A 12,855-nucleotide genomic window follows, 5' to 3' on the forward strand; every position below is an offset into this window, starting at 1 on the left:
GTCAGCCCCGCTGGTCTGAGCGGTCGACCGGCTGCACGGCCTCACCCTCGGCCACAAACCCGCCACCCCGGGTAATCAGCCGGATCTGATCCGGCAGGCCGGACACCCAGGCGCCATCGGTGGCTACGTTGAGCAGTTTGACGGTCTGGAACATCACCCGGTCCTGCCCGTTGACGTACTTCACACCGGGCCGGCCGTCGTCGTCCAGCGTCAGGTAGGCCGGTGAAATGAACTGGGCCTTTTGCTCCGGCAAGCGGATGTTCAGGGTAGCGGTGCCGCCAGCCGCCCGCAGTAAATCCGGGTTCTCCACCAGGATTTCCACCGCAAAGCTGCGGGTTTCCGGGTCTGCCGCACTGGCGACAAAGCTGACCACACCCGCCATGGCGGTGCCATCCAGCAATTTGATCTCCACCGCCTGCCCGGGCTCGACCGCAGACACCGACTGCTGGGGAATCTGCCCGGTGGCTTTCAGGCGATCAACCTGAACCAGCTCGAACAGGGGCGTGCCCACCTGCACCAATGTACCGGGGTCTACTTCCCGACGATTCACTACCGCATCAAAGGGAGCGGCCGGTTTGAGGTGTTGCAACGCCAGTTCTGCGGCAGTCAGCTCGGCCTTGGCGGCTGCCAGTTCACTCTGCAGCCGCAACACTTCGGTTTCGGAAGCCAGGTTATTCGAACGCAACCGGCGAGCGCCGGCAAGGTCGGCTTCCAGCTTGCGGATATTGGCTCGCCAGCGCTCAACCACGGCCTCCCGGCCATCGGTTGACAACGTCAGCAACAGCTCCCCGGCTTTTACCTGATCCCCCAGCTGCACGTGCAACTGCTCTACCGTTCCGGCCACCCGCGCACCCACCATCACCGACTGCCAGGGCTGCAGCTGGCCCTGCAGTTTCAGTACCGGCCGGTAGTTGGTGGCTTCCAGCATTTCCACCTCTACCCGGGTGGGCTGGCGCTGCTCCTGCCCGGGTTCGGCCGGGGCATCATCACTGGCCACTTTGAGCTCACCCGTAGCCATCCAGATCACCAGAAGAACAACAACCAGAAGAGATAAACCGAGGGATCCGAGTTTTGCTTTTGTCATGAAATGCTCATCACTTCCGTATTTGAGGCAATAAAAGGGTTGCAACCGCTTTAAAACGTGGGTTAGATTCTACACACATTGTTTTTACGAATTCAGAGCAGATTGCCGATTTTATGAATCTCAACGCAGTGATTGTCCTTGTAAAGCTAGTCCTGGTGGTCGTGGTACCGTCCGGGGGCTTTTGCGTGGACAAGCGGGTGAGATAGCGACAACCTGACTCAAACACCAGAAACCCCCGGCACCGAAAGGTCCCGGGGGTTTCTTTTTTGCGGCAAAGAAAAAGGGAAAAACGACCATGAACGGCGCACAGCACATTCTTGAAGCGTTCCACCGCCATAACATCAACACCGTTTTCGGCTATCCGGGCGGCTGCATCATGCCGCTATACGATGCCCTGGTGGACGATGTCGGTGTGGAGCACGTGCTGTGCCGCCACGAACAGGCCTGCGCCCTGTCCGCCGACGGCTATGCCCGCGCCAGTGGCGAGATTGGCGTGTGCATCGCCACCTCCGGCCCCGGTGCTACCAACCTGATCACCGGCGTTGCCAATGCCTATATGGATTCCATCCCCATGCTGGTAATCACCGGGCAGGTAGCCACCAGCATGATCGGCACCGATGCCTTCCAGGAAACCGACATCCTGGGCATGACCCTGGGCATCGTTAAGCACAGCTACCTGGTGGACGATGCCGAAGCACTGCCGGCGATCATGGAAGAAGCCATCCAGCTGGCCCAAAGTGGCCGCCCGGGGCCGGTGTGGATTGATATTCCCAAAGACGTCCTGCTGACGGAAGTGGCGACTGCCGCACCGGCCACTGCGCCCGCATCTGACGCCCACTGCCCGGACATCACCCGAGCCCTCGCCATGCTGCGTTCAGCCAGGCGCCCCCTGCTCTACAGTGGCGGCGGCGTTTCCCTGGCCCAGGCCGAAGACAGCTTCCGCGCCTTTGCCGAAACCTCCGGCCTGCCGGGCGTTGTTACCCTTAAAGGCATCGGCAACGCTGGTAAGCACAATCCCCATAACCTGGGCATGTTAGGCATGCACGGCTCCCGCGCCGCCAACAAGGCAGTCGACGAATGCGACCTGCTGTTCGTAGTCGGCGCCCGCCTGGACGACCGCGCCACCGGCAAACTGGACGGTTTCGCCCCCAACGCGAGAATGATCCACATCGATACCGATGCCGCCGAGATCAATAAACTGCGGGAAGCCGACCTGGCCCTGCGCGGCGACCTGAACGCCATTCTGGTGGCATTCATTGCCGCTCTGGAAAGCGAGTCGCTGGCCATCGCCGACTGGCAAAAGCAATGCCAGACCTGGCACACCACCGGTGGTTTCAAGGCCGCGGATAACGAAGAGCCCATGGCCCCCATCACCGGCCCGGCCTTCATCCGCCAGCTGTCCCGCACCGCCCCGGATGACACTGTCATCGCCTGTGACGTAGGCCAGCACCAGATGTGGGTTGCCCAGCATTACGAGTTTGACCACCCCCGCCGACACCTCACCAGCGGCGGCCTGGGCACCATGGGCTTCGGCCTGCCGGCGGCCATCGGCGCGCAGTTTGCCGACCGGAACAGCACCGTCATCAACGTAACCGGCGATGGCTCGTTCATGATGAACGCCCAGGAACTGGCGACCATCCGCCGGTACAAATTGCCCCTGAAGCTGATCATCCTCGACAACCAGTGTCTGGGCATGGTGCGCCAGCAGCAAGAGCTGTTCTACAACAACCGGGAAAGCCACATAAACCTGGACGACAACCCGGACTTTGTAGCCATGGCCCGCGCCTTCGACATCCCGGCCCTGCACATAGACCGCACCGACCAGATTCGCCGGGGCATAGAAACCATCCTGGCCTACGATGGCCCGATGCTGCTGCACGTGGCCATCAGCCGGGAAGAAAACGTATGGCCGATTGTTAAACCCGGCGGCAGCAACCGTGACATGATCGACGAAACCAAGCGCACCAGCACTGCAAACAAGGAGAACGTAGCATGAACCCGCAATCCCAAACGGCTATGCCAAGCTACACGTTAAACTGCCGCATGAATCAGGAAGCGGCTGCACTGGAGCGCCTGTGCCAGGTGGTTCGGGTTCGGGGTTTCCGGATTTCGCGCATGTCTATGGAGGCCGCCGATGACCATCTGGACATCGCCCTGACCCTCTCCGGCAGCCGGCCTATCGGTATGTTACGTTCGCAGCTGGAGAAGCTGCATACGGTTGTTGAGGTGGCCCTTCAGGAACAGGCGGCTGTTCGTTCGGTTTCTGCCTGAGGGTCTGGCTCCCAGACTTCCGGTTGTGGGGGCGGGCTTGCGGTGTGGCTGTTGGATTTTTTTTGGAAAAACAACTCGCTTCGCTCAGACATCTTTTTCCGGCAAAAAATCCAACAGCCACACCGCGCCGACGGGCATTGGCGGGTTCACAGGAAAACTTACCGGGCCTGAGTTGTCCCCACTGCCGACGGGCAACTCTGGTATGGGCTGCTTTTTGCCTGCGGCGCTTTTTTAACAGGGTTGCACTTTGGGGCTTTGTGGGTTTTGCTGGTGAGAGACTGATTTCGTTAACGACTTTTGATTGGGAGGTTTTGTTATGACCACGGATAAACGACGTCGTTATTCCGCACCGGTGGTGGATGGTATTAACAAGTCTGCCAGTCGCGCGATGTTGCGGGCGGTGGGGTTTCAGGATGAGGACTTTCGGAAGCCGCAGGTGGGTATTGCCTCTACCTGGAGTAATCTGACGCCCTGCAATATGCACATTGACGGTCTGGCCCGGGAAGCAGCCAAGGGGGCAGATGCAGCGGGCGGCAAGAGTCTGATTTTTAACACCATCACGATTTCAGACGGCATTGCCAACGGTACCGAGGGGATGAAGTATTCGCTGGTGTCGCGGGAGGTGATTGCGGATTCGATTGAGACGGTGGCCGGCTGTGAGGGTTTTGACGGGCTGGTGGCGATCGGGGGCTGTGACAAGAACATGCCGGGCTGCATGATGGGGCTGGCGCGGCTTAACCGGCCGTCGGTGTTTGTGTATGGCGGGACCATCATGCCCGGTGAGAATCACACCGACATCATTTCGGTGTTCGAAGCGGTGGGTGCCCATGCCCGCGGCAATATGGATCTGATTGAGGTGAAGCAGATCGAGGAAACCGCCATTCCGGGGCCGGGTTCCTGTGGTGGCATGTACACCGCCAACACCATGGCCTCGGCTATCGAAGCCATGGGCATGAGCCTGCCGGGCAGTTCGGCGCAGAATGCGGTGTCTGATACCAAGCTGGCCGATTGTGAGGCTGCCGGTGCGGCCGTGCTGAAGCTATTGGAAGCAGATATCAAGCCTTCCGACATCATGACCCGCGAGGCGTTCGAGAACGCAATTACCGTGGTGATCACCCTGGGCGGCTCTACCAATGCGGTGCTGCACTTGCTGGCCATGGCCAGTACCGCCGGTGTTGAGCTGTCGCTGGAGGATTTCGTGCGCATTGGCAAAAAGGTGCCGGTACTGGCCGACCTGCGCCCGTCCGGTCACTACATGATGTCTGAGCTGGTCGCCATCGGCGGCATTCAGCCGTTGATGAAGATGCTGCTGGACAGGGGCTTATTGCACGGTGACTGCCTGACCGTGACTGGCAAAACCCTGTCTGAAAACCTCGAGGCCGTAACCCCCTACCCGGAAGACCAGCAGATCATCCGCGCCTTTGAAAACCCCATCAAAGCCGACAGTCATTTACGTATCCTGTTCGGCAACCTGGCGCCGGAAGGCTCGGTGGCGAAAATCACCGGCAAGGAAGGCACCCACTTCTCGGGCCGGGCACGGGTGTTCCATTCCGAGGAAGAAGCCCAGGAACGCATCCTCGACGGCACAGTGGTCGCCGGCGATGTGCTGGTGATCCGCTACGAAGGCCCCAAAGGCGGCCCCGGCATGCGAGAAATGCTCAGCCCCACCTCCGCCATCATGGGCAAGGGTTTGGGCAGCGACGTCGCCCTGATCACCGATGGCCGTTTCTCCGGCGGCAGCCACGGCTTCGTGGTAGGCCACATTACCCCGGAAGCCGCGGTGGGCGGCCCGATTGCCCTGGTGGAAGACGGCGATACCATCACCATCGATGCGGTCAGCAACTCAATCTTGTTGGAGATTTCTGACGAGGAGATGACCAAACGGCGAGAAGCCTGGACCCCGCCCGAGCCACGATTCAGCCGGGGTGTGCTGGCGAAATATGCTCGCACCGTGAGTTCGGCTTCTACGGGGGCCGTTACTGACTTGCCATAGTCTGCCTTGGGCTCCCAGCCGTCGGGCTTGGGTTCCTGGCCGTTGGGCTTGGGTTCCTAGCCTATTGGTTTTGGGGGCGGGTACGCGGGGTGTGGAGTATTTTTCTTCTGGGAAAAACAACTCGCTTCGCTCAGACATCTTTTTCCCTGCCAGAAAAATACCCCACACCCCCCTACCGACGGGCCTAAAGGGAATAGGAAAGTTTAAAGACAAAGCGAAAGATACAAACTCAGATACCGGCAAAGGCAAAGGCAAAGGCAAAGGCAAAGATTGTGTGGGTTAGCTGCCACTCACAAGGGTAGGCACTAGGTTTTCCCAAAAATGTCTTTCCAAACGAGAACCCGCCAATGCCCGTCGGCGCGGGGTGGCTGTTGGATTTTTTGCCGGAAAAAGATGTCTGAGCGAAGCGAGTTGTTTTTCCAAAAAAAATCCAACAGCCACCCCGCAAGCCCGCCCGCACAACCGAAAGTCTGGGAGCCCAAACCCAGCCAGCCCACCAAACGGGAAGTCCGGGAGCCCAAGCCGAGCCCCGGGAACTCAGACTTAAATCAGCTCCACAGCCACCGCAGTCGCCTCACCACCGCCAATGCAGAGGGACGCCACGCCGCGCTTCAGGCCACGCTGCTTCAGTGCATTGATCAACGTCACGATGATGCGCGAGCCGGACGAGCCGATGGGGTGGCCCAGAGCGCAGGCGCCGCCGTGGATGTTGACCTTTTCAGCCGGCAACTTGAGTTCGTTGATCGCCGCCAGGGTAACCACTGCGAAGGCTTCGTTGATTTCGAACAGGTCGACGTCATCCAGACTCCAGCCGGCTTTTTTCAGTACCTTTTCGATGGAACCGATCGGCGCCAGGGTGAACTCCGCTGGCAAGCGGGCGTGGGTTGCGTGGGCCACGATTCGTGCCTGTGGGGTCAGGCCACGGTTCTGAGCTTCCTCAGCAGTTGTCAGCACCAGGGCCGAAGCACCGTCGCTGATGGAGCTGGAGTTGGCAGCGGTTACGGAACCGTCTTTGGCGAACGCCGGTTTCAGCTGGGGGATTTTCTCCGGCTTGGCGTTGCCCGGTTGTTCGTCGATGTCGACTTGGGTATCTCCACCACGGCCGGAGACCGTCACCGGTACGATCTCATCCCGGAACCAGCCATTCTCGATAGCCGCCAGGGCTTTTTGCAGGGAGCCAATGGCGAATTCGTCCATGGCTTCACGGGTGATGTTGAACTCATCAGCCGTACGCTGTGCGAAAACGCCCATCAGACCGCCTTCGTAGGCGTCTTCCAGGCCATCCAGGAACATGCTGTCCATCACCTGACCATGACCCATGCGCATGCCTGCGCGGGCTTTAGGCAGCAGGTACGGCGCCTGGCTCATGTTTTCCATGCCACCGGCAATCATGATGCTGTTGGTGCCCGCTTTGATCTGATCGTGGGCCATGATAATGGCTTGCATCCCAGAGCCGCACATTTTGTTGATGGTGGTACACCCGGAGCTATCCGGGATCCCGGCCGCACGAGACGCCTGCCGAGCCGGCGCCTGTCCCAGGCCCGCGGGCAGCACACAGCCCATAATGACCTCCTGAACGTCCGCCGGCTGCAGCCCTGCGCGTTCAATGGCTGCCTTAATGGAAACCGCCCCCAGTTCCGGCGAGCGCACAGAGCTCAGCGAGCCCATCATTCCCCCCATCGGAGTCCGGGCGGAGCCTGCAATAACGATGTCGTTGTTCATGAGTTTTGTTCTCCTTCAACAGAATCGAGTTGGTGTTCTTATCTGGCCGTATGGTCTCGTTTGGGCACCCAGCTTTCTGGTGATGCGGGCAGGTACGCGGGGTGTGGGGTATTTTTCTTCTGGGAAAAACAACTCGCTTCGCTCAGACATCTTTTTCCCTGTCAGAAAAATACCCCACACCCCCCTACCGACGGGCAGCACAGGAGTGCTGAATGTAAAAAGCAAAAAGCAAAAGGCAACGAGAGTAACCTGAAGCACTATTGAACGTTGCATCAAACTGGTCGCTACCCGCTCTCAGCGCAAAACGTACAGCTGCTCTTATCAAGCGAAAACCCGCCAATGCCCGTCGGCGCGGGGTGGCTGTTGGATTTTTTGCAGGAAAAAGATGTCTGAGCGAAGCGAGTTGTTTTTCCAAAAAAAAATCCAACAGCCACCCCGCAAGCCCGCCCGCACAACGGGAAAGCTAGGAGCCCAAGCAGAACCCCGCCCCCACAACCAACAGGCTAGGAGCCCAAGCCAGACCAAAGCACCAAAGTCAGCGCCCAAGCACCGAACGGGCAATGATCTCCTTCATAACCTCCGAAGTGCCGCCATAAATCCTCTGCACCCGCGCATCGATGAAATTGCGGGAAATCGGATACTCGGTGGTGTAACCGTAACCGCCGAACAGCTGCAAACATCCATCCGCCACGCGACACTGCATCTCAGTGGCGCTGTACTTGGCCATGGACGCTGTCGGCGCATCCAGCTTGCCGTCTTCGTATTCGCGGATGCACTGGTCGACGAATGCCTTGTTAATGCGGTAGTCGGTTTCCATGCGGGCGATTTCGAAGCGGGTGTTTTGCAGCTGGCTGAGCTTCTGGCCGAACAGTTCCCGCTCCTGGGTGTACTGGATGGTCATGTCCAGTGAGCCACGGGCGGCGGCAACACCCAAGGCGCCGATGACCAGTCGCTCCCTTGGCAGTTCGCGCATCAGATACACAAAGCCCTGCCCTTCTTCACCCAGCAGGGCGGAGGCGGGGATGCGCATATCGGAGAAGAAGAGTTCAGAGGTATCGCCGGAATGCTGGCCGATTTTGTCCAGGTTGCGGCCTTTGCTGAAGCCAGGCAACGAGGTGTCGACCAGGAACAGGCTGATGCCCCTGGCGCCGGCATTGGGATCGGTCTTGGCGGCGACAATGACCATGTCGGCGTGCTGGCCGTTGGTGATGAAGGTTTTGGAACCGTTCAGGATGTAGTCGTCACCGTCTTTCACGGCGCTGGTGCGGATGGCCTGCAGGTCGCTGCCTGCTCCCGGTTCGGTCATAGCAATTGCGCCGACGGCTTCGCCGGAGACCATTTTCGGCAGCCATTGCTGCTTTTGTTCGTCGTTGCCGATGTGGCTGAGATACGGCGCTACGATGTCGGAATGCACCATCACGTTGGTGGACAGCGCACCGAATCCCATCCGGGCCAGTTCTTCGCCCACCACAACCGAATACTGGAACGGCGCACCGCAGCCGCCGCAGTCTTCCGTTACGTCGACACACAGCATGCCGGCTGCGCCCAGGGTGTTCCAGAGTTCCCGGGGTACGATGCCGCTCTTTTCCCAGGCTTCATAATGGGGCGCCACTTCGGTTTCGAGGGCCTTGATGACGGCATCCCGGAACAGTGCCAGTTCTTCCTGATCAACGGTGTTGGTCATTTCGCTCACCTTTTATCCTTGTTATCCGTGCCTTATCGGGGCGCCATGCGCAGGGCGCTGTCGAGCCGGATGACTTCGCCGTTCAGAACGGGGTTCCGTACCATCTGGTCGACCATCATGCCGAACTCTTCCGGCTTACCGAGGCGCTTGGGGAACGGCAAGGTGGCGGCCAGGCTGTCCTGAACTTCCTGGGGCATGCCAGCCATCATCGGGGTCATGAACAGGCCCGGAGCAATGGTATTCACCCGGATCCCTTCACGGGCCAGTTCCCGGGCCGATTGCAGGGTCAGCGACACCACGCCACCCTTGGATGCGCTGTAGGCCGCCTGGCCAATCTGGCCTTCGTAGGCGGCAACCGATGCGGTGTTGATGATCACACCCCGTTCGCCGTCGGCGTTGGGTTCGCGCTGGGCCATGTCTGCTGCCGCCAGCCGCAGGATGTTGAAGGTGCCGATCAGGTTTACCTGGATCACCTTGCTGAAACTGTCCAGCGGCATCACGCCTTCGCGGCCCAGAATCTTCGACGCCGGGGCAATGCCCGCACAGTTCACCGCAACACCACAGGGGCCATGGGCTTCCCGAGCGGCTTTCAGTGCAGCTTCCGCGCTTTCTTCCGAGGCCACGTTGCATTCAATAAAAACACCGCCAATCTCGGCGGCCACCTGTTCACCGCGCTCTTTGTTCAGGTCCAGGATGGCCACTTTGTAACCGGCAGCCGCCAGGGCACGCGCTGCGCCTTCACCCAGGCCGGATGCACCGCCGGTGACGATGGCGGGAGTGTTTTTGAAATCCATAACTTGTGTCCTGTTATTGGTATTAGCGCGGCCGAAAACTGGCCGCGCATAGTTTACGTTTACGTAAACTTAACCCGGATACCCTAGCTGAAACAACACACGTTTCAGCCGAGGCGCTCAACAATTAGTGCAATACCCTGCCCGCCACCGATACACATGGTGATCAGGCCGTAACGGCCACCGGTACGTTCCAGTTCCGCCAGGGCTTTGATAATCAGGATGGAGCCGGTCGCACCCACCGGGTGGCCCAGAGCGACCGCGCCGCCGTTCGGATTCACCTTGTCTTCCGGCAGGCCAAGCTCGCGGCTGACGGCCATGGCCTGGGCGGCGAAAGCTTCGTTGGATTCGATCACATCCAGGTCTGCCACAGACAAACCAGTGTTCTTCAGAACCTGGCGAACCGCCGGAATCGGGCCCACGCCCATCACTTCCGGATCTACGCCGGCAAAGGCATAGCCTACCAACCGGGCGCGGGCTTTCAGGCCACGCTTTTCGGCTTCTGCGGCACTGGTCAGTACCATGGCTGCGGCACCGTCGTTAAGGCCGGAGGCATTGCCCGGGGTCACAATGCCGTCTTTCTGGAACGCAGGTTTCAGGCCTGCCAGGCTTTCTACCGTGGTGCCCGGGCGTACGTGCTCGTCTTTATCGAACACGACTTCCTTGCGACCCTGTTTGACGGTAACCGGCACGATCTGGCCATCGAAATAACCTTTCTCGATGGCATTCGCGGCCCGGCGGTGGCTTTCCGCAGAAAACGCGTCCAGTTCTTCCCGGGTCAGGCCCTGATTTGCGGCAATACGCTCGGCGGTCATGCCCATGTGGCCACTGCCAAACGGATCGCTCAGAATACCCAGGGTCAGGTCTACCGCCCGGCCATCGCCCATGCGCAGGCCTTTGCGAACGTTCGGCAACAGGTAAGCACCCTGGCTCATGGATTCGGCACCACCAGCCAGCGCCATGCGGCTGTCGCCCATCACAATCAGCTGGGCCGCGCTGATCACCGACTGCACGGCAGAGCCACACAGGCGGTTTACGTTGAACGCCGCAGAGCTTTTCTCCATACCCACATTCAGGGCAATGTGCCGGGCCAGGTAAGCGTCCTGCGGGCCGGTGGTGATGATGTGGCCGAATACCGAATGGTCGATATCCGCGGCTTCTACGCCAGCGCGGCTGATAGCCTCGCGGGCGGCGGCGGTGCCCAGCTCGGCCGGAGCCAGTGAACTCAGGCTGCCGCCAAAGCTGCCGATAGCGGTGCGGGCACCGTCCAGAATGACTACGTCTGTCAGTTTCATGTTCTTCTCCTGAATATAAGTGTTAGAAAGGCTCATTTGCCCAGCATGGAGCGGGCAATCACCTCTTTCATGATTTCCGAGGTGCCAGCGTAAATGGTCTGCACCCTGGCATCCACAAAGAACCGCGAAATGGGATATTCCAGGGTATAACCGTAGCCGCCGAAAAGCTGCAGGTATTCATGGGCAATATCGCACTGCATTTCAGTCAGCATCAGCTTCAGGACGGCCGCGTCTGTCGCCGTCATGGCGCCTTGATGATACTTGCTGATGCACTGATTCAGGTAAGCGCGGGCCACATCAATACGAGCCCGGGCTTCCGCCAGCTTGAACCGGGTGTTCTGGAAATCGGCAATGCGCTGGCCGAAGGCGTGGCGCTGCTGCACGTAATCCAGCGTCAGCGCCAGTGCGCCTTCGGATGCACCGATTGCCTGGGCACCCACACCCAGCCGCTCCCGGGGCAGTTCCTGCATCAGGTAGGCGAAGCCCTTTCCCTCTTCCCCGAGCAAAGCCTCCTCGGGCACAATCAGATCCGAGAAAAAAAGCTCGGCAGTATCACTGGCGTGCTGCCCGATTTTCTTGATGCCCTTGCCCCGGCTAAAGCCTGGCAGGCTGGTATCCACCAGAAACAGCGACACCCCCTTGGCCCCGGCTTTTGGATCAGTCTTGGCGCAGACAATCACCATATCGGCATGCAAGCCGTTGGTGATAAACACCTTGGCGCCGTTGTTGAGTCTGACATGCTTACCTCATTTCCTTGTTGTTGTAACCGGCTGCCGGCCATTAAGGCAAAGGTGCAGGACCTGTTGGAATGACCCTTCTGGCCCAAAAAATTGACCCGTTCGGACAAGTCCACTCTGCCTTGGGTTGGGCTCCTAGCCTTCCGGTTGTGCGGGCGGGCTTGCGGGGTGGCTGTTGGATTTTTTTTGGAAAAACAACTCGCTTCGCTCAGACATCTTTTTCCGGCAAAAAATCCAACAGCCACCCCGCGCCGACGGGCATTGGCGGGTAGTCGCGAGATAACAGCAGCAGTATTTTTGTGCCTAATCGGGACTAGTGCAACGTTCACACCTATTTCTGGGTGCTCTCGTTGCTTTTTTCTTGGTATTCCTGTGCTGCCCGTCGGTAGGGGGGTGTGGGGTATTTTTCTGACAGGGAAAAAGATGTCTGAGCGAAGCGAGTTGTTTTTCCCCGAAGAAAAATACCCCACACCCCGCGTACCCGCCCGCACAACCGGAAGTCTGGGAGCCCAAGCCAGCCATAAGCCATGCTTTACGTTAACGTAAACTTGAATTACCCTGAGCAAAAATAACACAACCGTTCCGGACCGCACATGAGCGACAAGAAAACCTTCAATATCAGCGAGCTCTCCCAGGAGTTCGACGTAACCACACGAAGCATCCGCTTCTACGAAGACCAGGGGCTTCTGAACCCCACCCGGCGCGGGCAGACCCGCATCTTCAGCAACAAAGACCGGGTCCGCCTGAAGCTGATCCTGCGTGGCAAACGCATGGGGTTTTCCCTGGCCCAGACCAAGGAGCTGTTCGACCTTTGGGATGAAACTCTCACCGGCAATGAAAAGCAGCTGCTGAAAATGCTCGAGATCCTGGGCGACCGGCGCGCGCACCTTGAACAACAAAAAGACGACATCGCGCAGGCGGAGATGGAAATAGACACCGCAGAAACCCGATGCCGCGAAGCCCTGGACGAACTTCAGAAAAAGAAAGAACAACAAAGCCTGGCCGCCGACTAGGGCAACAACCCGCAGCGGGCCGCTTAACGACACGCACTAGCCCGAATTTCTCATGAGGGGATAAAAGAAAGCGGCTGAAAGTGTTAAAATTTCAGGACCTTACACCATCAATCAACACCAACAACCGCTATCCAAAATGGTACCTCAAAAACTGACCTTCTCGCCACTCTCCCGCCGCCAGATTGAAGCCGATTTCTCCGGAGGCCATATCACCTCGGATGCCGGTGTGTTGTTACTGCGCGAAGTCGATAAACAACACCGGCTA

The 12,855-nt window shown here is 59.2% G+C and carries 10 protein-coding genes and 1 pseudogene; 5 read left to right on the forward strand and 6 right to left on the reverse strand.

Annotated features, from left to right (window positions below):
• Position 1 precedes the first annotated feature (1 nt).
• Positions 2-1,084: an efflux RND transporter periplasmic adaptor subunit gene (locus tag AC13DJ_RS16975; protein WP_474541142.1), complete on the reverse strand. Its 1,083-nt coding sequence runs from the start codon at positions 1,082-1,084 to the stop codon at positions 2-4.
• A gap of 295 nt (positions 1,085-1,379) precedes the next feature.
• On the opposite strand from AC13DJ_RS16975, the gene ilvG reads away from it, so the two are divergent.
• The 3 genes from ilvG (at position 1,380) to ilvD (ending at position 5,348) form a co-directional block, all read left to right on the forward strand.
• Positions 1,380-3,080: an acetolactate synthase 2 catalytic subunit gene (gene ilvG, locus AC13DJ_RS16980; RefSeq protein WP_482933861.1), complete on the forward strand. Its 1,701-nt coding sequence runs from the start codon at positions 1,380-1,382 to the stop codon at positions 3,078-3,080.
• Entirely contained in the window at positions 3,077-3,355 is a 279-nt protein-coding gene (locus tag AC13DJ_RS16985; RefSeq protein WP_482933862.1) for an ACT domain-containing protein, read from the forward strand. Before ilvG ends, AC13DJ_RS16985 begins: the two co-directional genes overlap by 4 nt.
• A 316-nt stretch (positions 3,356-3,671) precedes the next feature.
• Positions 3,672-5,348: a dihydroxy-acid dehydratase gene (gene ilvD / locus AC13DJ_RS16990; RefSeq protein WP_482933863.1), complete on the forward strand. Its 1,677-nt coding sequence runs from the start codon at positions 3,672-3,674 to the stop codon at positions 5,346-5,348.
• 543 nt (positions 5,349-5,891) lie between these two features.
• Here ilvD and AC13DJ_RS16995 read toward each other — a convergent pair.
• The 5 genes and pseudogenes from AC13DJ_RS16995 to AC13DJ_RS17015 form a co-directional block, all read right to left on the reverse strand.
• Positions 5,892-7,070, reverse strand: a complete 1,179-nt coding sequence (locus tag AC13DJ_RS16995; protein ID WP_482933864.1) for a thiolase family protein — start codon at positions 7,068-7,070, stop codon at positions 5,892-5,894.
• Between the two features lie 535 nt (positions 7,071-7,605).
• Positions 7,606-8,754 carry an acyl-CoA dehydrogenase family protein gene (locus AC13DJ_RS17000; protein ID WP_482933865.1) on the reverse strand — a complete coding sequence of 383 codons (1,149 nt, stop codon included), beginning with the start codon at positions 8,752-8,754 and terminating at the stop codon, positions 7,606-7,608.
• 32 nt (positions 8,755-8,786) lie between these two features.
• Positions 8,787-9,548, reverse strand: a complete 762-nt coding sequence (locus AC13DJ_RS17005; protein WP_474541185.1) for a 3-hydroxyacyl-CoA dehydrogenase — start codon at positions 9,546-9,548, stop codon at positions 8,787-8,789.
• Between the two features lie 104 nt (positions 9,549-9,652).
• Complete coding sequence (bktB, locus tag AC13DJ_RS17010; RefSeq protein ID WP_232903048.1) at positions 9,653-10,840, reverse strand: beta-ketothiolase BktB; 1,188 nt, start codon at positions 10,838-10,840, stop codon at positions 9,653-9,655.
• A 32-nt stretch (positions 10,841-10,872) separates the two neighbouring features.
• Positions 10,873-11,565 (reverse strand): annotated as a pseudogene (locus tag AC13DJ_RS17015) (acyl-CoA dehydrogenase family protein); the annotation flags it as partial.
• A 605-nt stretch (positions 11,566-12,170) separates the two neighbouring features.
• Between AC13DJ_RS17015 and AC13DJ_RS17020 the strand changes: the two are divergent.
• Positions 12,171-12,590, forward strand: coding sequence for a MerR family transcriptional regulator (locus AC13DJ_RS17020; RefSeq protein WP_199457227.1), 420 nt, complete (start codon positions 12,171-12,173; stop codon positions 12,588-12,590).
• Between the two features lie 136 nt (positions 12,591-12,726).
• A partial coding sequence (locus AC13DJ_RS17025) for a transposase (RefSeq protein WP_417501988.1) occupies positions 12,727-12,855 on the forward strand: 129 nt, incomplete at its 3' end.

The sequence above is a fragment of the Marinobacter sp. L-46 genome (genome assembly GCF_056859535.1).